Origin of the sequence: Bradyrhizobium sp. ORS 111 (assembly GCF_045571485.1) — a bacterium.
Lineage (GTDB): Bacteria > Pseudomonadota > Alphaproteobacteria > Rhizobiales > Xanthobacteraceae > Bradyrhizobium.
The window spans coordinates 6,656,996-6,675,132 of record NZ_CP120701.1 but is presented as its reverse complement, the minus strand read 5'-3'; the positions used below and the strand labels follow the sequence as shown (position 1 = coordinate 6,675,132).

Annotated in this window: 16 protein-coding genes and 1 pseudogene; 7 read left to right on the top strand and 10 right to left on the bottom strand. The window is 64.4% G+C overall.

Annotated elements, in window-relative coordinates; translation table 11 throughout:
- Positions 1-9: 9 nt before the first annotated feature.
- A complete protein-coding gene (locus P6U30_RS30680; protein ID WP_407166505.1) occupies positions 10-1,179 on the bottom strand; it encodes an acyl-CoA dehydrogenase family protein in 1,170 nt (389 codons plus the stop codon).
- Between the two features lie 152 nt (positions 1,180-1,331).
- Between P6U30_RS30680 and P6U30_RS30675 the strand changes: the two genes are divergently transcribed.
- Positions 1,332-2,255, top strand: coding sequence for a LysR substrate-binding domain-containing protein (locus P6U30_RS30675; protein WP_407166504.1), 924 nt, complete (start codon positions 1,332-1,334; stop codon positions 2,253-2,255).
- Between the two features lie 203 nt (positions 2,256-2,458).
- On the opposite strand, the gene P6U30_RS30670 is transcribed toward P6U30_RS30675, so the two are convergent.
- From P6U30_RS30670 to P6U30_RS30655, 4 genes are all read right to left on the bottom strand, one after another.
- Complete coding sequence (locus P6U30_RS30670; protein WP_407166503.1) at positions 2,459-3,052, bottom strand: thiamine pyrophosphate-dependent enzyme; 594 nt, start codon at positions 3,050-3,052, stop codon at positions 2,459-2,461.
- Entirely contained in the window at positions 3,052-3,612 is a 561-nt protein-coding gene (locus P6U30_RS30665; protein ID WP_407166502.1) for a thiamine pyrophosphate-binding protein, read from the bottom strand. The genes P6U30_RS30670 and P6U30_RS30665 overlap by 1 nt, the downstream gene beginning before the upstream one ends.
- A gap of 190 nt (positions 3,613-3,802) precedes the next feature.
- Positions 3,803-5,077, bottom strand: a complete 1,275-nt coding sequence (locus tag P6U30_RS30660; protein ID WP_407166501.1) for a cytochrome P450 — start codon at positions 5,075-5,077, stop codon at positions 3,803-3,805.
- A 206-nt stretch (positions 5,078-5,283) separates the two neighbouring features.
- Positions 5,284-6,555, bottom strand: coding sequence for a cytochrome P450 (locus P6U30_RS30655; RefSeq protein WP_407166500.1), 1,272 nt, complete (start codon positions 6,553-6,555; stop codon positions 5,284-5,286).
- A gap of 267 nt (positions 6,556-6,822) precedes the next feature.
- On the opposite strand from P6U30_RS30655, the gene P6U30_RS30650 reads away from it, so the two are divergent.
- On the top strand, positions 6,823-7,068 hold the full coding sequence (locus tag P6U30_RS30650) for a hypothetical protein (protein ID WP_407166499.1): 246 nt from the start codon (positions 6,823-6,825) through the stop codon (positions 7,066-7,068).
- Between the two features lie 304 nt (positions 7,069-7,372).
- Here P6U30_RS30650 and P6U30_RS30645 read toward each other — a convergent pair whose 3' ends face one another.
- Positions 7,373-8,521 carry an ABC transporter substrate-binding protein gene (locus P6U30_RS30645; protein ID WP_407166498.1) on the bottom strand — a complete coding sequence of 383 codons (1,149 nt, stop codon included), beginning with the start codon at positions 8,519-8,521 and terminating at the stop codon, positions 7,373-7,375.
- A gap of 276 nt (positions 8,522-8,797) precedes the next feature.
- Between P6U30_RS30645 and P6U30_RS30640 the strand changes: the two genes are divergently transcribed.
- Together P6U30_RS30640 and P6U30_RS30635 are read left to right on the top strand one after the other, a co-directional pair.
- Positions 8,798-9,592, top strand: a complete 795-nt coding sequence (locus P6U30_RS30640) for a dienelactone hydrolase family protein (RefSeq protein ID WP_407166497.1) — start codon at positions 8,798-8,800, stop codon at positions 9,590-9,592.
- Positions 9,593-9,876: 284 nt separating this feature from the next.
- Positions 9,877-11,197 (top strand): annotated as a pseudogene (locus P6U30_RS30635) (IS1182 family transposase).
- A 654-nt stretch (positions 11,198-11,851) separates the two neighbouring features.
- Here P6U30_RS30635 and P6U30_RS30630 read toward each other — a convergent pair.
- Positions 11,852-12,076 carry a hypothetical protein gene (locus P6U30_RS30630; RefSeq protein ID WP_407166496.1) on the bottom strand — a complete coding sequence of 75 codons (225 nt, stop codon included), beginning with the start codon at positions 12,074-12,076 and terminating at the stop codon, positions 11,852-11,854.
- On the opposite strand from P6U30_RS30630, the gene P6U30_RS30625 reads away from it, so the two are divergent.
- Positions 12,075-12,326: a hypothetical protein gene (locus tag P6U30_RS30625; protein ID WP_407166495.1), complete on the top strand. Its 252-nt coding sequence runs from the start codon at positions 12,075-12,077 to the stop codon at positions 12,324-12,326. The two genes, P6U30_RS30630 and P6U30_RS30625, sit on opposite strands and share 2 nt — an antisense overlap.
- 84 nt (positions 12,327-12,410) lie before the next feature.
- Positions 12,411-12,815 carry an EF-hand domain-containing protein gene (locus tag P6U30_RS30620; protein WP_407166494.1) on the top strand — a complete coding sequence of 135 codons (405 nt, stop codon included), beginning with the start codon at positions 12,411-12,413 and terminating at the stop codon, positions 12,813-12,815.
- Between the two features lie 26 nt (positions 12,816-12,841).
- On the opposite strand, the gene P6U30_RS30615 is transcribed toward P6U30_RS30620, so the two are convergent.
- Both P6U30_RS30615 and P6U30_RS30610 read right to left on the bottom strand, forming a co-directional pair.
- A complete protein-coding gene (locus tag P6U30_RS30615; RefSeq protein WP_407166493.1) occupies positions 12,842-13,837 on the bottom strand; it encodes a LysR family transcriptional regulator in 996 nt (331 codons plus the stop codon).
- Positions 13,838-13,926: 89 nt separating this feature from the next.
- Positions 13,927-14,955 (bottom strand): MerR family transcriptional regulator, encoded by a 1,029-nt coding sequence (locus P6U30_RS30610; protein ID WP_407166492.1) that lies wholly within the window; start codon positions 14,953-14,955, stop codon positions 13,927-13,929.
- Between the two features lie 1,290 nt (positions 14,956-16,245).
- Between P6U30_RS30610 and P6U30_RS30605 the strand changes: the two genes are divergently transcribed.
- Positions 16,246-16,500: a hypothetical protein gene (locus P6U30_RS30605; protein ID WP_407166491.1), complete on the top strand. Its 255-nt coding sequence runs from the start codon at positions 16,246-16,248 to the stop codon at positions 16,498-16,500.
- A gap of 56 nt (positions 16,501-16,556) precedes the next feature.
- Here P6U30_RS30605 and P6U30_RS30600 read toward each other — a convergent pair whose 3' ends face one another.
- Entirely contained in the window at positions 16,557-17,999 is a 1,443-nt protein-coding gene (locus tag P6U30_RS30600; protein ID WP_407166490.1) for a short-chain fatty acyl-CoA regulator family protein, read from the bottom strand.
- Positions 18,000-18,137 lie beyond the last annotated feature (138 nt).

Below are 18,137 nucleotides of genomic sequence, written 5' to 3'. Positions count from 1 at the left end.
GATGCGAACTCAATAGGAGCGGGGCATGCCAAGCACGTGCTCGGCGACATAGGACAGGATCAGGTTGGTCGAGATCGGCGCCACTTGGTAGAGCCGCGTCTCGCGGAACTTGCGCTCGACGTCGTATTCCTCCGCGAAGCCGAAGCCGCCATGGGTTTGCACGCAAGCATTGGCCGCTTCCCAGGAGGCGTCCGCCGCCAGCATTTTGGCCATGTTGGCCTCGGCGCCGCAATCAAGCCCGGCTTCATATTTGCGGGTGGCTTCCTTCACCATCAATTCGGCTGCGCGCATCGATGCGTAGGCCTTGGCGATCGGGAACTGGATGCCTTGATTCTGGCCGATCGGCCGGCCGAACACGCTGCGCTCCTTGGCGTAGTCGGTGGCCTTCTTGATGAACCACTTGGCGTCACCGATGCATTCGGCCGCGATCAGGATGCGCTCGGCATTCATGCCGGAGAGGATGTAGCGGAAGCCCTTGCCTTCCTCGCCGATCACGTTCTCCGCCGGCACCTTCATGTCGGTGAAGAACACCTCTGTCGTGGCGTGGTTCATCATGGTGCGGATCGGGCGAATCTCCAGCCCTTTGCCCTTCACCTCGCGCATGTCGACGATGAACACCGAAAGCCCGTCGGTGCGTTTCCTGGATTGCTCCTTTGGCGTCGTGCGCGCGAGCAGGATCATCAGGTCGGAATATTCGGCGCGGCTGGTCCAGATCTTCTGGCCGTTGACGACGTAGTGGTCGGCCTCGCGGCGCGCAAAGGTCTTCAGCGACGAGGTGTCGGTGCCGCTGGTCGGCTCGGTGACGCCGAACGCCTGCAATCGCAATTCGCCGGTCGCGACCTTCGGCAGGTACTTTGCCTTCTGCGCCTCATTGCCGTGCCGCAGCACGGTGCCCATCGTGTACATCTGGGCATGACAGCCGCCGCCGTTGCAGCCCGCGCGCTGGATCTCTTCCAGGATCGCCGCGGCCGCCGACAATTTCAGGCCCGCGCCGCCATACTCCTCGGGGATCAGCACCGAGAGGTAGCCAGCCTGCGTCAGCGCGTCGACGAACTCCTTCGGATAGGCCATCTGGCGATCGAGCTTGCGCCAGTATTCGCCGGGGAACTGCGCGCAGAGCTTTGCCACCGCGTCGCGGATGTCGGAATGGTCGTCGAGCTGTTGGTCGTGTGCGGTCATGATGTTGTCTTGCCGAGAGGTTGCGTCAGAGCGTGTTCGAGCGAACTGGGTGCCGGTTCGCGTGAAGAAAACGCCCGCTGTTGTGGGGCCCCGGTAAACTCCCTATGCTGTTTTGTTATAGCGTATGAACCTGCCTTCCAGGATTGGCAAGTATGGATTTCCGCCAGCTTAGGACCTTTGCGTGCGTCGCGGAACTCGGAAGCCTGAGCAAAGCATCCGATACCTTGCGCGTTGCGCAGCCGGCGCTGAGCCGCCAGATCAAGTTGCTCGAGCACGAGCTGCGCACCGAATTGTTCACGCGCAACGGCCGCGGCATGGTGCTGACCGATGCCGGCAAGCTGCTGCTGGCGCGCACCGGCGGTATCGTAAGGCAGATCGATCAGATCCGCGACGACATCCAATCCGCCGGTCGCGCGCCGTCCGGGCGCGTCGTCCTCGGGCTGGTGCCGACGGTGAGCTGCGTGATCTCGGCGCGGCTGGCGCGGCGCACGGTGGAACGCTATCCCGGCATCTCGCTCTGCATCGTCGAGAGCTACAGCGGCCATCTGATCGAGTGGCTGCACCGTGGCGAGATGGACCTTGCGGTGATCTACGGCCCGTCGGTCGATCTGCACCTGGCGGTGCAAAGCCTCGGCCGCGATAGCATCGTCGCGGTTGGCCCGCCCGGCAGCGGGCTGAAGCAGAAGAAGCAGGTCGAGCTCGGCTGGCTGATGCGCCAACGCCTGGTGTTGCCAAGTCATTCACACGGGCTCCGCGCGCTGATCGAGCATGCGGCGGCGAAGAAGAAGGTCGATCTCGACGTCAGGCTCGAGGCGGATTCGTTTCGCGTGCTGACCAGCCTGGTCGAGGAGGGGCTCGGATACACGCTGCTGCCACCGTCCTCGGTGCGCGGCGAGGTCGCCGACGGACGGCTCGAGACCGCGCCGATCGCGCGGCCCGCGCCGCGGCGCGAACTGACGCTGGCCTCGCCGGTCGAGCATCCCGGCTCGAACGCGATCACGCTGATCGCAAAGCTGTTGCGCGACGAGGTTGCCGCGTGCCGTGCCGAAGGGCTCTGGGATATCCAGCTCACCTGAGCGCGTCTGTCGCTTAAGACACATGACCCCATGGACTCGCGGGCGCGCTGCGTAGCGCTATTCTTGTCATTGCAAGCGAAGCGAAGCAATCCATCGCGCGCCGAGCGCGGAGGCATGGATTGCTTCGTCGCTTCAGCGCAAAATTGCCTTGCAATTTTGTCGCGAGCTCCTCGCAATGACGAGGCTGCGCACATCACCTGCTCTCAATTCACCGCGAAGCCGAGATGGCCGCGGAAGCGGTTCTTGAGATAGCTGCCGTCGCGCGGCGGCAGCGCGCGTTCGAGTTCGCCGGCCGCGATTCTGATCCGCGCCAGCCGCGGGCGGCCCGAGAGGTCGTGCAGCTTTGCGCGGAAGCTATCGATGCCGGCCATGTCAGCGATGTCGGTGACATCGGCGATCCCCGCGCCGCGCGCGATCACGTCGAGCTTCGCACCAAGGCCGGAATGGCTGAGCTGCATCCCGGTCTCGCCGTACTGGCCGTTGTCGAGCACGGCGACCGAGAGGTTGCCGGGCTGCTTGGTCGCAATCGTGAGCAGGCTGCCGATCCCCATGAGTTGCTCGCCGTCACCGGTAACGACCAGCACCGGCCGCTTCGGCTGCGCCAGAGCGAGGCCGAGGCCGATCATCGCGGCGCCGCCCATCGCGCCCCACAGATAGAAGTTGCCGGGATGCTCGCCGGCGTCGAACACGTCATAGGTCGAGGAGCCCAGCCCGGAGATCACGAGCAGGTCGCCGCGGTCGGCGAGCAGAGCCTTCACGGCGGCGCGGCGCTCCAGGGTGCCTGTTGGCGCTGACATCAATGCGTCTCCTTCGTCCACTTCTTGCGGCCGATCATGCGCTGTGAGATCAGCACCGCGACCTGCTGGTCGCCGTCAAACGCGAGCGAGGCGGCGGCCGAGATCACCTCCTCGGCGTCATCGGGGTTATCCAGCCGCAGCACGGTGACCCCCATGGCCTCGAGCGTCGGCTGCGTCGCCTTGCCCATCGGGATCTGCCAGGGATTGAACTCGGCCCATTCGCCGCGCATCGTCACCAGCGTCAGCAAGGGAAAGCGGCAGCTCGCCATCAGCGACAGCATGTTGATGCAGTTGCCGACGCCGCTCGATTGCATCAAGAGCACCGCACGCTCGCCGCCGAGCCAGGCACCGGCGGCCAGCGCCACACCCTCCTCCTCGGTCGTCAGCACCGTGGTCTTGATGTCGGCATCCGCGTGCGACAGCTTGATCAGCCTGGAATGCCCGGCGTCGGGGACATAAGACACCTGCGCGACGCCAAAATCCTTCAGCGTGCGGTGGATCGCGACCGGCCAGTCCCGGCCCGTCGCATTGTCCTGGTGAACGGCAATCTGGTCCATCATGGCCTCGGCTAAGGGTGCGCGCAGTGGCGCGTCGTCACACCGAGGCTTAGGGCAGGCGGAGGCTCTATTCTCTTCGCATCTGGCTCGCGCAGCTATGCCGGAATTTTATAACCCCGTCATGGGTTCGCTGACCCTCTCTCCAGGTGCGCGTCCGCGCGACCCGTTGGCTCACAATGACCGCTTGCGGTAATTAGCCCGGAATCCGCACCGGCAGGTTCTCGATGCCGCGCACGAAGCTGGAATAGACCCGCTTCGGCTCGCCGACCACCTCGATGCGGTCGAAGCGCTTCAGCATCTCCTCCCAGACGATCCGGAGCTGCAGCTCGGCAAGCCGCATGCCCACGCAGCGGTGGATGCCGAAGCCGAACGACAGGTGGATGCGCGGCCGGGCGCGATCGATGATGAACTCGTCGGGCCGGTCGATCACCTCGTCATCGCGATTGCCCGAGACGTACCACATTACGACGCGATCGCCCTTCCTGATCCGCTTGCCGCCGATCTCGGTATCGACAAGCGCGGTGCGCCGCATATGGGCCAGCGGCGTCTGCCAGCGGATCACTTCCGGCACCATCGTGTCGATCAGCGCCGGGTTCTCCCTCAGCTTGCGGAATTGGTCCGGATGCTCGTGCAGCGCCAGCACGGAACCGCTCATGGTGTTGCGGGTGGTGTCGTTGCCGCCGACGATGAGCAGGATGATGTTGCCCATCAGATTGTCCGGATCCATGTGTCGGGTGGCGTCGCTATGCGCCATCATCGACAACAGGTCGTTCTTCGGCGGTGCATTGACGCGCTCGTTCCACAGCCTGGAAAAATAGGCGTAGCACTCGTCCATCTCGCGCCGCCGCTGCTCCGGCGATTCCACGATGCCGCTCTTCGGCAGGGCGGTCGACACATCGGACCAGCGCGTCAGCTTGCGCCGCTCCTCCCAGGGGAAGTCGAACAGCGTTGCCAGCATCTGCGTGGTCAATTCGATCGAGACGCGGTCGACGAAGTTGAAGGTCTCGTTGCGCGGAAGATTGTCGAGCACGGTCGCCGAGCGCCGGCGGATCAGCTTCGCCAGCTCGTCGAGATGCGTCGGCGTGAACATCGGCGACACGGTCTTGCGCTGATGCGCATGCTTCGGCTGGTCCATTGCGATGAAGCTCGGCCAGTCGTAGCCGGGCGGTACGTCGCGGATCGAGATGCCGCCGAGCGTGGAGTCCGAGGAGAAGATGCCGTGGCTGGTGTCGACATGCATGATGTCGTTGTATTTCACCACCGACCAGTACGGCTCGATCGGCGCGTTGGTGCAGTAATGCACCGGCTCTTCCTTGCGCAGCCGCTCGAACCACGGCCACAGCGTGTCGTTCTGGAACAGCCGCGGGGCGCCGGGATGAAAATCCTTCAGCGGCGTCGCATAGGCTTCCTCGCGCGCCTGCCGCAGCAGCTCGGCCTTGTCGGCGTGGATGGGGGTCTGAACGTTCATCACAACTGGCTCCGGGGACGGCTCTTACCTCTCCCGCTTGCGGGGGAGGTCGCTGCGCTCGAAGAGCGCGGCGGGTGGGGGCTTTCTCCACGCGAAGGGTCCCTCCGTGGTGGCACCCCCACCCCAGCCCTCCCCCGCAAGCGGGAGAGGGGGGCAGCTCCGTCGTGGTCACAGTTCAAATTCAACTCGCTGCTTTTCCTCACACGTCAGGTCGCAATGCGCACCGGCAGGGTCTCGTAGCCCTTGATGAAGCTGGAATACACCCGCTGCGGCTCCTCCACCACCTCGATCGTGTCGAAGCGCTTGAGGATCTCCTCCCAGATGATCTTGAGCTGCAGCTCGGCAAGCCGCAGGCCGACGCAGCGATGGATGCCGAAGCCGAACGAGATGTGGGTGCGCGGCCGCGCACGCTCGATGTCGAATTCGTAGGGCCGCTCGATCGCCTCCTCGTCGCGGTTGCCCGAGACGTACCACATCACGACCTTGTCGCCCTTCTTGATCTGCCGGCCGCGGAATTCGTAATCGGCGAGCGCGGTGCGCCGCATGTGGGCGAGCGGCGTCTGCCAGCGGATCACCTCCGGGACAAAGCTGTCGATCAGCGCCGGATTCTCCTTCAGCTTGCGATACTGATCGGGATGCTTGTTCAGCGCATAGATGCTGCCGGACAGCGTGTTGCGCGTCGTGTCGTTGCCGCCGACGATCAACAGGATCAGGTTGCCGAGGAAGTTCTTCGGGTCCATGTTTCGCGTGGCGTCGCTATGCGCCATCATCGAGAGCAGGTCGCTCTTCGGCGGTTGGCTGCTGCGCTCCTTCCATAGCCTTGCGAAATAGCTCGCGCATTCCATCAATTCGGCCTGCCGCTCGTCTTCGGTGGCGACGAGGCCGCCGGCGCCGGGCAAAGTGGTCGCAACGTCCGACCAGCGCGTCAGCTTGCGGCGGTCCTCCCAGGGGAAATCGAACAGCACCGCGAGCATTTGCGTGGTCAATTCGATCGAGACCTTGTCGACCCAGTCGAACACCTCGCCGCGCGGCAGATTGTCGAGGCACTCGGTCGAGCGCTTGCGGATATTGATGGCGAGTTCGTCCAGATGCGTCGGCGTGAACATCGGCGCTACGGTCTTGCGCTGCGCGGAGTGGCGCGGCTGGTCCATCGCGATGAAGCTCTCGCGGCGCAGATCAGGCGGAACGTCGCGGATGGTAATGCCGCCGAGGGCAGCGGCCGAGGAGAACACCGAATGGTTGGTCTCGATGTCCATGATGTCGTTGTACTTGGTGATCGACCAATACGGCCCGAACATCGAGCCTTTGCAGTAATGCACCGGGTCTTCCTTGCGCAGCCGGTCGAAATACGGCCAGAAGGAATCGGTCTTGAACAGTTCGGGATCACCGGGATCGTAGTCCGACAGGGAAAGCGCATGAGCGCGCTCGCGCGCGGCATCCAGGTTCACGTCTTTGCCGAGATCGATGGTCCCGTGCATGGGCGGCTCCTCACTGGTCCCTTGTTAATGGTCGCTCGGCCGGGGCGTGGCCGGCGCGGCGATGTTTTACCGAATTACATTCCCATTCCGCGGTTTGCGCAAGTGGTCTCGATGCGCATTTGGCCGCATCGGATAGTCGGCCAAGGCGGCCGCATCAGGGCGTCCGCGGCGGCGGAGGGGGCAGCAGCGGACCCGTTGAAAAGTTCAACAGGATGGGTTGTCTTTTGCCTGCCGGCTGTTTTCGATCCGCAGCGATTGGAGGATCCCATGCCGCGTGATGCCAGATATTGGTTTCCCGCCAAGCGCTACGGTTGGGGTTGGGGGTTCCCGATCACCTGGCAAGGCTGGGTGATCTTCGCCGTCTTTCTCATTCTCATTGCTGTCGGCGCCATGCTGATACCCCGGCACTCGCCGCTGGGCTTCATTGCCTATGTTCTGGTGTTGAGCGGCCTGCTGGTCGGCGTGTGCTGGTGGAAGGGCGAACCGCCGCGATGGCGATGGGGCGGTGATTGAAGAGTGATGAGATCGGGTTGAGCTGAAACAGCGTCGGAGGTCACCTCTCCCTTGGGAGAGGTCGATTTGCGCAGCAAATCGGGTGAGGGGTTAAGGTCTATCGAGAGCGCAAAGCCCTCACCCGGATTGCTTCGCAATCCGACCTCTCCCCGGCGGGGAGAGGTGGACCGGAGCCGCGGCGAGTCGATACAATTCAATCTCATCGCGTTTTAGGCGGGCTGGCGACGTCGGCTCCGTCACATGACGGCGCCGCGCCGGCAACCGAAATGGGATGCGCGCCAATCGCGACACCGGCTCGTCACGCCTACTTCATCAGCCGGAATTTGCCGCTCTCCACCTTGATCAGGAATGCCGACCGCTCGTCATAGCCGTTGTGGTCGGTCGCGCTCATGGTCGAGAGGCCGTTGTTGAGATAGACATCCTTGCCGCGCTCCAGCTCGTCGCGCAGCGCTGCGCGGAATTCCGGCGTGCCCGGCTTTGCGACCTTGAGCGCGTGTGGTACCGCACGCTTGAACAAGGCGATGGCGTCCCACAGATGCGCGCCGAAGATGTTGGGCTTCTGTCCGTTCACCTTCTCGTAGGATGAGACGAACTCGTCGCGCACCTGCCGGAACGGATCATTCGCCGGTAGATCGTCGGCAATGGTGAACGCCTCGCCGGTGAACACCGCGCCCTCGACATTGGCGCCGCCGAGCTTGATGAATTCCTCCGAGGCGACGCCGTGGGTCTGGAAGATCTTGCCGGCATAGCCGCGCTCGCGCAGTGCTTCCTGCGGCAGCACGGCGGGCGTGCCGGCAGAGGCGATGAACACCGCCTCCGGGTTGGTGGCGATCACCTTCAGCGCCTGGCCGGTGGCGCTGGTGTCGGCGCGCGCATAGACCTCATGAGTCGTGACTGAGAGCCCCAAGGTCGGTGCGAGCCGGCTGATCTCCTTGTAATAGCCTTCGCCGTAGCCATCCGACACGCCGATATAGCCGAGCGTCTTGATCCCGGATTTCGCGATGTGCTTGAGGATCGCACCCGCCATCAGGTCGTCGTTCGGCACCACCTTGAACGCCCATCTGCGGCGGTCGTCGATCGGCTGCACGATCGCGGTTGCCGCGGCGAGCGAGATGATCGGCGTCTTCGATTCCTGCGCGACGTCGAGCATCGGCATGGTCACCGGCGTCAGCGAGGAGCCGATCAGGATGTCGACGCCGTCCTGGATGACGAGGCGCCGGGCGTTCTGCGTCCCCTTGGTGGGATCGGATTCGTCGTCGAGCGCGATGTAGACGACCTTCTCGCCGCCGATCTCCTTCGGCAGCGCCGCGATCGTCCGCATCTGCGGCTGGCCGAGTGCCGAGCCCGGCCCGGACGCGGAGACCACGACCCCGACCTTGATGTCCGCATTGGCATCCGGAGCCATCAGAACCGCGCCCGCGACAATCCAAAGCGCGGCAACAGCCAGCTTCATTGCAAATCCTCCCGGAAAATTCTTTTTTATGATGTGCGGCCGACATAGCAGGACCACCGGCAGCCCCTCATCATATTGATTCCGAATCAAGAGTCTGTCCCCCTGATTAGGGACATTGAGCACCTGCGAAGCAGGGAGCGTGCGCACGACCTCGCATCGGCGTTGGACCAATCCCGCTCCTCGAGAGGAATTCGGCCGGTGCGCCGGCCGGTCGGCCTAGCGCGCGACCCGCTGGCATGCCAATGTGGTGATGTGCCAAACCCGCAGGAGGTCAGCATGCGAACGAATATCGTGGGAGCACTTTGCGCTGTCGCAATGGTTGCGAGCGCAAACGCAGCGGTGAGGGAAGAGCCGGTCACCTATACGGACGGCGAGACCACGATGAAGGGCTTCGTCGTCTACGACGACGCCACCCAGGCCAAACGGCCCGGCATCGTGATGGTGCATGAATGGTGGGGCATCACCAAGCATATCCACAACGAGGCGCGGAAATTCGCGGAGCAGGGCTACACGGCCTTCATCGCCGACATGTACGGCGACGCCAAGACCGCCGATAACCCCAAGGACGCCGGCGCGCTGTCGGGGTCGGTGATGAAGAACCCGAAGGTGATGGAGCAGCGCTTCAACGCCGCACGGGAGCAACTCGCCAAGCAGGCCTCGGTCAATCCGCAGCAGATCGGCGCCGTCGGCTACTGCTTTGGCGGCGCTGTGGTGCTGAACATGGCGCGCGCCGGCGCCGATCTCGCCGCCGTCGCCGGCTTTCACGCATCCCTCGGTCTCAATACGCCCGCGCCGGCGCCGGGAACGGTCAAGGCAAAAATCCTCATTCTCAACGGCGCGGATGACCCCTTCGTGAAGCGCGAGCAATATGATGCGCTCAAGAAGGATTTCGATGCGGCGAAGGCCGATTACCGGATCATCGAATATCCCGGCGCCGTGCACGCGTTCACCAACCCCGAAGCCACCGAGCTCGGCAAGAAGTTCAATCTGCCGCTCAGATACGATGCCAAGGTTGATCAGGAGGCGAAGGCCGAGGCTGCCAAGTTCTTTGCCGCTGACCTCAAGAAATAAACAGAAAAGGCCACCGGCGCGGTGGCCTTGTCTATCCTGGCGATTTGCGGCCGATACCTGGTCATCAAAAGCGCGATGAGATCAGGTTGAGCTGGAGCGGCAACGGAGGCCCCGTTCTCCCCATCGGGGCAGGGCTATCGCATTTGGGAGAAGAGAGCCCTGTGACCATCCTTCGAGACGGCCGCGTTGCGGCCTCCTCAGAGCCTGTGAATCTTTGTGCAGATTTTGATTGAGTTTGCACGCTTGCAGTGATTCCTGATTGTGGACACTGGAGAGGTGCAACGATGTCCGGCGATGAACTCTTTTCGGATCTTCCGCAGCAGACACGAGCACGTGCGAACGATGCGGGCGAGCCGCGGATGCGAGAGCCGGTGCGCGATCAGATCGAACTTCGGGCGGTCGATCTAGAGGCATTGGTGGCTGCCGACCACCCGGTGCGGGTGATCTGGGCCTACGTTGAGAAACTTGATCTGCAGGAGCTTGAAGAGGCGATCAGAGCCCGCACCCACACGCCGGGACAGGCGCCGGCGAGCCCGCGGCTTTTGCTGGCGCTATGGCTTTATGCGACGAGCGAGGGCGTTGGCAGCGCGCGGGCGCTGGCGCGGTTATGTGAGAGCCACGACGTCTATCGGTGGCTGTGCGGCGGGGTCAGCGTCAACTATCACGGCTTGGCCGACTTCCGCACGGCGCATCCGGAGCTTCTGGATCGGCTGTTGAGCGACACTGTCGCCAGCCTGTCGGTGGCCGGGGTCATCGACCTGGATGAGGTGGCACAGGACGGGGTCCGGGTGCGTGCGTCGGCTGGGACCAAATCGTTCCGTCGCCGCAAGAAGCTTCACAAAGAGCTGCGCAAGGCGCAACGGCTGATCCGCCAGTTGAAGGAAGAAGCCACTGACGATCCGCAAGCCAGCAACCGGCGGATCGTTGCGGCCGAGGAACGGGCCGCACGTGAACGCGAGGCGCGTGTGGCCTCGGCGCTGAAGAAGCTGGGCCGAGCGCGAACGGCGCAGCACGACCAACAAGAAGCAGGTCGAGAAGCAGAAGGAACCGCGCGCCTCCACCACTGATCCCGATGCTCGCGTCATGAAGATGGCCGATGGTGGCTTCCGTCCCGCCTACAATTGCCAGCTCTCCACTGCCGCCGGTGGTCAGATCGTGCTCGTCACCGACGTCACAACGGTCGGTTCCGACCGCGGCCTGGCCCGGCCGATGCTGGACAAGATCAACCGCCGCTATGGCCGATGGCCGAAGCGCCATCTGGTCGATGGCGGCTTCAACAAGAATGACGATACCGAGTGGGCGGCTGGCCGCGGGATCAAAATCTACGGGCCACCTTCACGCAGCAAGCATCGGCGCGATCCCTATCAGCCGAGCGACAGGGATGGACCGGGTGTCGCCGCCTGGCGCGCCCGCATGAGAAGCCCGCACGGCAAGTCAGTCTACAGGCGTCGCGTCCAGGCAGAGTGCATCAACGCCCGCTTCCGCAACTGGGGCCTGCAGCGGTTTATGGTCCGCGGCCTCGAAAAGGTCCAAACGGTGCTGCGCTGGTTCGCCCTCACCAACAACATCCTGGCCGGACACCGCCTGCTGCAGGCCGCCGCCTAATCAAACAATCACCGCTAGCCTCTGCCCGCCGCAGTCCCTCTCCGCTAAAGCTGCCAACCTTCAATTAGATTCACAGCCTCTCAGGGTGAAGGGGCGCACTGCTCCACCCCCGTCATTGCGAGCCAACGGGTCGCGCGAACGCGCGCCCGATGACAGGCTCCGCGAAGCAATCCATCGTACGGCGTACGCGGAAGCGTGGATTGCTTCGTCGCTATCGCTCCTCGCAATGGCGGCCACATAGATTCACAGCCTCTCAGGGTGACGTGGCGCCTGCTCCACCCCGTCATTGCGAGCCAACGGGTCGCGCGAACGCGCGCCCGATGACAGGCTCCGCGAAGCAATCCATCGTACGGCGTACGCGGAAGCGTGGATTGCTTCGTCGCTATCGCTCCTCGCAATGACGGCCACATAGTTCACAGCCTCTCAGGATGAGGTCTTGTTTTGCGGCACAATGGTAGACCCTCATGGTGAGGAGCGCCGCTTGCGGCGCGTCTCGAACCACGAGGCCGAGGACGTGCGCGGCCGCCCAAGGCGACATATGCGATAGCCCCGCCATCTCAGTGAGGTGAACCGCCTTTGGCCCAACCGATGGCATCCTCACATATCTTACTCTGGTCCGACGACCCGGTCGGCGAATTACGGTAGGGCTGCTTACTATTTCTGATCTTCCGGCTCGCGCATCTTGCGTCCCAGAAACGTGCCGCTGCTTTCGCCGAAGACTTTCATCGTCCGCTCCACGGTCGCCGCGAGCACCTCATATTGCTTGGCCAGCCGCGCGTACAATTCATGCTTTATTGGGTCCGTCGCCAAGTCGCGAGTTAGTGCACATTCCGCAGCATCCTTGCGGAGCTTTTCCAGTCGAGATGCCATGTCGTGCATGTGCGATACCTCCCTTCTGGTGCTGAAAAACTTAGGAAGCCCGATTTTTGTTGGCAAGTGGAACCGCGCGCTGACCCGGGATTTTCAATGCTGGACGAAATGCAACAGCGAAGATTGCGCGATCGACGACAGGCGCGCGTGCGGGAAGCCAGAATTCAACGGTGCCAAGCGCGGCCTTTGGCTCAATTCGGCGCCGACGCGGATGTCGTTCAGCTCAGTCTGCCATGGCCGGTTCTTGCAAACATTGTGATCTGTCGCCTTGGCGGAGGGTGGTAAAAGTTATCTCGTTGGGGGCGAACGATCGGGCGACGACGACGCTTCTGAGGAGGTTTCCATGCACAGGCATATCTTGGGGCTGACGACGTCTGCTCTCATACTGGCCTATGGCACCGCCGGTGTCTCGGCGCAGGATCAGACGCCGCACCAGCCGGATCATCAACAGATGCAATCGCATCCCATGGGTCAGGACGCCGGGGGCATGATGGGCCATGGGGGTATGATGGGGCACGGTGGCATGATGGGCGATGCCATGATGGGACATATGATGAGCCGCGGCATGATGGGGCCGCCTTTCATGATGCGCATGATGTTTGCCCTGATGGACGGCGACGGCGACGGGACCATCTCGCTGCAGGAGTTTCAGGCCGCTCACGAGCGGATCTTCAGGGCAATGGACACCAATAAGGACGGCAAGCTTACGCTGGAGGAGATGCAAGCGTTCATCCACGGGACGAGGTGATCGGCTTTCCGCAGCAGCCTGAGGCGCTACACGTTCTTCGCCACTTTCCGCGAGCGCGCGGGGCCGGCGCCCGCGACCGAAGGCCTGACGTTCCAGAGCGCCCGCACCACGGCGAACGCGTGCGCGATCGCCGGCTCCTGACGGCGTGCGGCGAGGCAGGCGAAGCTCAAGTCGCAAGTGAGTTTCACCTTGTCGGCGACCACGAAATTGTGCGGACGCGACAGCCGCGGCGCGAGCACGCTGTCGCGCGCGAGGCTGAGGCAGATGCCTGACTCGACGAAGTCGATCATCGCCTCTTCCTGATCGGTGTAGGCGACACGTTTCGGCAATGCGCCGAGCGGGCGGAAGATGTCGTCGAGCAGCCGGCGGTGGCCGGAATGCGTCGGCGTCGCGAGCCAGGGCAGGTGGGCGAGTTCCGCCCAGCCCTTGCCCATCACCCGGTCGCTCCAGCCGAGTGGAGCGATGACGCGGTAGTCGTAGCAAAGCAGCGGCGCAAGCTGGTAGCGCCCATCCGCGATGGTGCGCTCGGCGAAGCTATGGCGTGCGATCTGGTCCGTCGGCGTCGCGTCGACGTAGTAGCCGACGTCGAGCTCGCCGCGACCGATCTGCGCCAGCACGTCATCGCTCACACCGTGGCGCAAGAACACCTCGGTTCGCCGCGGTGACGTGGCGAGGGTGCGCACGAACGGTCCGAGCCTGGTGAATTCGGCATCGAGGATGGTGCCGACGCGCAGTGTTCCGCGCTGGGCCTCCTTCAGCGAATCGGCCGTCGCCTTGAAGTCGGACGCCGCCGCCACAGCCTTGTGTGCCAGCGGCAGCAGTGCGACGCCGGCTTCCGTCAGGGTGAAGCCGCCCGGCGTGCGGTTGAAGAGTTGCAAGCCGGTGGTCTCCTCCAGCGCCTTCAGTTGCAGGCTGACCGCCGGCTGGGTCAGCTTCAGCACCGACGCCGCGCGCGATACGGTGCCTTCACGGGCGACCGTGATGAAGCAGCGCAAGGCCTGGGTGCGGGGAAGTTCGCTCATATCGCCCGCTTATAGCACACTTCCGGCGCCAGATCCGACCGGAACCGGGCGTTAAGGTCGCAGATTGTTGAAAACGAAACCTGGAGTGGTCAGGCCGGCCGCCACGCGATCATCCCCTCGGTGCGCGCGCGAACCTCGGGCGAGGCGAGGCAGGTCGCGACCGCCTCGTACCCAGGCGCGCCGGCAACCGGCGTGACGCAGGTCGGCAGGCTGTGATTGGCGGGGCAGAGGATGATCGCTTCGTCCGCGCCGACCGCATCGAGATCCAGGATTGCGCTGGACCGCGTGAGGAAGAACAGCGGCCGCGCGCGCGGCCCGCGGCGGCGCAGATCGGCGATCAGGGCTTCCTGGGTGGCTGCATCGAGCCCTTGCTCCAGCAGGTCGATGACGAGAATGCCAGGCCGATCCGCCAGCAGCATAGCGAGCAGGCTGGTCAGGGCCGGCGATGTCGCGGCGCCGTCGCCCGCCAGCAGAGCCAGGCGCTCGTCGACCTTCGCCTTTAGCGCCGGATCGGTATCGAGGCGCGCGGCGATCGCGGCGCCGTCGTTCGCCGCGCGGTCCAGTCCCACGAAGGCGGCATCGGGCAGCGCTTCCGCCAGGCGCTGCGCGAAGCGCGTCTTGCCGCTGCCGAGCGGCCCGACGATGTAGTTCAGCAGCCTGATCTCGCGCAGTTCGAAGCGCTCGCCGCCCCACGGCCACGGCAGATCGAATGCCACACTGACCGCCGGGCGCGCCCTGACTGCGCCAATGACATCGTGCAGGGCCGGCAGCCGGCCGCGGCCAAGCTCGGCGCGCAGGCGGCGGACCCTGGCGATGCTGCTGCCGGATTGCCGAATGCGCTCCTCCAGCGCGGCCTCGTGCGTGGTCAGCACGCGGCTAAGGATGTCGGCGTCGCCTTTCAGGATCCGCGCGACCTCCCCGATGCTGAGACCGAGCGCGCGCAACTCGACGATCTCGGTGCAGCGGGCGATCTCGGCCGGACCATAGGCGCGCCAGCCCGCCGGCGTGCGATGAGGCGCGATCAGGCCGCGCTCCTCATAGAGCCGCAGCGCCTTCGCGGATATGCCGAGCTGCCTCGCAGCTTCGGACGGGCTCAAGAATCTCGCGGCAGCATTCATCGAATCACCTCATCATCTGACCGCCGCTCTTATGGAGGTGGCCGCAGGGGCCGGGTCAAGCGGAGAGGGATGCCGTCCGCAATTCGGCATGCGGCGGCGGTTTGAGGGCGATGTCTCTCTGCTGCGCGTGCGGCGGAGCCAGAATGACAGTGAGGTGAGCACGCTGTTCAAGCTCCCTCCCCCCTTGCGGGGGAGGGCTGGGGAGAGGGGTGGCCCCGGGTGAGATGATCGATGTGGACGTCGTCCTCGCAACGTCGTTTGCCTGTCGTCGTAACGAACAGGGAGAGTTCAGGTCGTGCGGCCACCCCTCTCCCTAACCCTCCCCCGCATCCGCCTTCGCCAAGGCTTCGGCGGACATGAGGGGGGAGGGAACCTTACCGCCGATGCATCCCTGACGCTCAATCACTGAGTTGCCCGACGGCGCAAGACCTCCGCGCAAAAATATTTCCGTTTATCGGAATGGCAACTCAGTGTATGAATCACCCATCTCACCCGCCTGAGGGGCGCTTCGCGATCGTCACGAGTGTTGGATGAGATGCGGTGGACGCCGCTTGCGCAACTGACGAGGGCGCATGAGGCGGACGGCGAAATCGTGCAGGCCTGACGCCCTCGTGGCAGGTGTCTTCTCGCAAAGCGCAAAGCGCTTTTGCGAGGGCGGTGACAACCAAGCCTAGTCTCGCCGGGGCGAGCACGTATAAGCCGTAACCCATCGCGCAGGGAAAGCCGGGATTGCTCCGGTTACACCTGTGGTCCTACCCCCCGAGCTTTCTACCATTGCTCGGGGCCCATGGGTGCGATCGGCACCCGGCTTTCCCTGCGCCCTCTACAAAGAGAGGGCGGAATGAAATGCAAAGCTCGGACAAATCGTGTCGCGAGAATGCGGATGCATGACTCACAAGCTGCGCCACATACTCGCTGTCGTCCCGGCCTTGAGCCGGGACCCATAACCACGACTGCGCATTGTCTTGCGAGGTTGGAGCCCCAGCGCGCTTCAACAACGCAATCCTGTGGTTATGGGTCCCGGCTTTCGCAGGGACGACAGCGGAGAACTTGGCACTGTCGCGAGGTCATCCCGGACTTTCGCGGGTGATGACAGCGCGCAGCTTGAGACGTGAGCTCGGAACTATCCCCGTCATTGCGAGGCGCGTCGCGCCGCGGCAATCCATTGTCGCGACAGCGGCGAAATGGATTGCTTCGCGGAGCCTGTCATCGGGTGCGCGTTCGCGCGACCCGTTGGCTCGCAATGACGGCTACACTTGGGGACCGGCAGCAGATGGAGACGCGACTCCAATGATCGAACAACAAGGGCGCCACTCCCGACGCGAGATCGCTGCGGCGATCGTCGCGATCCTTGCGACGATGTTATGGCGAGCCGCTGTGGCCTCCGACAAGATGACCAAGCCGCAGGCCGCTTATCAGGACACGCCGAACGGCATCTACTCCTGCGGCCTGTGCACGCTGTTCGTGGCGCCGAATGCCTGCAAGGTGGTCGAGGGCGAAATCAGCAAGGACGGCTGGTGCAAGGCCTTTGCGGCGGTGGATTGATCTCGGCGCTGAGGCGGGCACGGTGTGCTCACGCCGTTGCTCACGCCTCGCTCCTTTCACAGCTCCCGCGCGTTGGAGAACGCGAACGACGATACCCGCCGCGTGGTCTCGTCCAGGATCAGGCTGCGCGTGATCGGCGGCTCGGCGCGCTGGCTGCAGTTCTCGCGCTCGCAGAGCCGGCAGTTGACGCCGATCGGCGTGCCCTCGACCTTCTCGAGATCCATGCCGGCGGCGTAGACGAGCTTCGAGGCGTGGCGGATTTCGCACCCGAGCCCGATCGCAAAGCGTGGCTGCGGCTGCGGGTGGGGCGCGACCGGCCGCCGCACCATCTGCGCGATCGAGAAATAGCGTGTGCCGTCGGGCAATTCGATCACCTGGCTGAGCAGGCGGTCGGGCGTATCGAAGGTCGAATGCACGTTCCAGAGCGGGCAGGTGCCGCCGAATTTCGAGAACGGGAAGGTGCCCGAGGAGAACCGCTTCGAGACGTTGCCGGCATTGTCGACGCGCAGCATGAAGAACGGCACACCGCGCGCGTTCGGCCGCTGCAGGGTGGTGAGGCGATGACAGACCTGCTCGAAGCCGGCGTTGAAACGCTGCGCCAGCACATGGACGTCGTAGCTCAGCGCCTCGGCCGCGGAATGAAACGCCTGATAGGGCATCATCGCGGCGGCCGCGAAATAGTTGGCGAGCGTGATGCGGTAGAGCCTGCGCGCGGTGTCGTCGAGCGGGCCGGCCCGGCCGACGATGGCATCGATGCTCGCGCCGCATTCGGCAAAGCCGAGTTGCAGCGCGAGCTGGAAGCTGCGGCCGGAGCCGTCGACCAGCTCGGAGATCAGGAGCTGCCGGCGATGGCGATCGAAGCGGCGCAGCGTCTCGCGCATCACGTCGACCGGCATGACGCGGGTGACGATCGAATGCTTTTCGCGCAGGCGTGCGGTGAGCGCGGCGAACAGGCCTTCGGCCGGCACGTTGAGTTCGTCGCGCAAGTTTTCGGCCGCGGTTTCAAGCTCCGGAAAATAATTGCGGTTGGCCTCGATCAGGTCACGGATGCGCTCGATCGGGTTGGCCTCGAACTGCGAGCCCTCGCGGTCGGCCATCTGCGCGGCCACCAGCGTCTCGCCGCGGCGCGCCTCGGTATAGGCGGCGTAGAGCCGCTGCAGCGCATGCGTCACACCGGGGCAGAGCTCGGCGAGGTCGCGCAACTCCTGTTTCGGCAGGTCGATCTGGCGGAACAGCGGATCGGAAAAGATCTCGTTCAGCTCGGCGAAGAAGCGATCCTCGTCGGCGGTGGCGAGGTCGCGCAGATCGAGGTCGTAAGTCTCGGCCAGCCGCAGCAGGATCTGCGCCGTGACCGGACGCTGATTGCGTTCGATCAGGTTGACGTAGGAGGGGGAAATGCCGAGCCCCTCGGCAATCTGGGTCTGCGACAGCCCGAGCTGCTGGCGGATCCGCCGGAAGCGCGGGCCGACGAAGAGTTTCTTTCCGGAGTCAGCGGGCATCAGTGGCTCCCGGACCGTGAGGGCGAATTCGGATCACCTCGCCCGGCTCGCGGGGAGAGGTCGGATCGCATCGCCAGATGCGATCCGGGCGAGGGGGTACGGGTCTATCGACGGTCATCGCTCGCGGAGAGGAGCCCC

What these genes read in the sequence shown, in the direction of transcription:
- P6U30_RS30680 (WP_407166505.1), bottom strand. Translation starts at nt 1,179, where the DNA reads ATGACCGCACACGACCAACAGCTCGACGACCATTCCGACATCCGCGAC.
- P6U30_RS30675 (WP_407166504.1), top strand. Translation starts at nt 1,332, where the DNA reads ATGGATTTCCGCCAGCTTAGGACCTTTGCGTGCGTCGCGGAACTCGGA.
- P6U30_RS30670 (WP_407166503.1), bottom strand. Translation starts at nt 3,052, where the DNA reads ATGTCAGCGCCAACAGGCACCCTGGAGCGCCGCGCCGCCGTGAAGGCT.
- P6U30_RS30665 (WP_407166502.1), bottom strand. Translation starts at nt 3,612, where the DNA reads ATGATGGACCAGATTGCCGTTCACCAGGACAATGCGACGGGCCGGGAC.
- P6U30_RS30660 (WP_407166501.1), bottom strand. Translation starts at nt 5,077, where the DNA reads ATGAACGTTCAGACCCCCATCCACGCCGACAAGGCCGAGCTGCTGCGG.
- P6U30_RS30655 (WP_407166500.1), bottom strand. Translation starts at nt 6,555, where the DNA reads ATGCACGGGACCATCGATCTCGGCAAAGACGTGAACCTGGATGCCGCG.
- P6U30_RS30650 (WP_407166499.1), top strand. Translation starts at nt 6,823, where the DNA reads ATGCCGCGTGATGCCAGATATTGGTTTCCCGCCAAGCGCTACGGTTGG.
- P6U30_RS30645 (WP_407166498.1), bottom strand. Translation starts at nt 8,521, where the DNA reads ATGAAGCTGGCTGTTGCCGCGCTTTGGATTGTCGCGGGCGCGGTTCTG.
- P6U30_RS30640 (WP_407166497.1), top strand. Translation starts at nt 8,798, where the DNA reads ATGCGAACGAATATCGTGGGAGCACTTTGCGCTGTCGCAATGGTTGCG.
- P6U30_RS30625 (WP_407166495.1), top strand. Translation starts at nt 12,075, where the DNA reads ATGTGCGATACCTCCCTTCTGGTGCTGAAAAACTTAGGAAGCCCGATT.
- P6U30_RS30630 (WP_407166496.1), bottom strand. Translation starts at nt 12,076, where the DNA reads ATGCACGACATGGCATCTCGACTGGAAAAGCTCCGCAAGGATGCTGCG.
- P6U30_RS30620 (WP_407166494.1), top strand. Translation starts at nt 12,411, where the DNA reads ATGCACAGGCATATCTTGGGGCTGACGACGTCTGCTCTCATACTGGCC.
- P6U30_RS30615 (WP_407166493.1), bottom strand. Translation starts at nt 13,837, where the DNA reads ATGAGCGAACTTCCCCGCACCCAGGCCTTGCGCTGCTTCATCACGGTC.
- P6U30_RS30610 (WP_407166492.1), bottom strand. Translation starts at nt 14,955, where the DNA reads ATGAATGCTGCCGCGAGATTCTTGAGCCCGTCCGAAGCTGCGAGGCAG.
- P6U30_RS30605 (WP_407166491.1), top strand. Translation starts at nt 16,246, where the DNA reads ATGATCGAACAACAAGGGCGCCACTCCCGACGCGAGATCGCTGCGGCG.
- P6U30_RS30600 (WP_407166490.1), bottom strand. Translation starts at nt 17,999, where the DNA reads ATGCCCGCTGACTCCGGAAAGAAACTCTTCGTCGGCCCGCGCTTCCGG.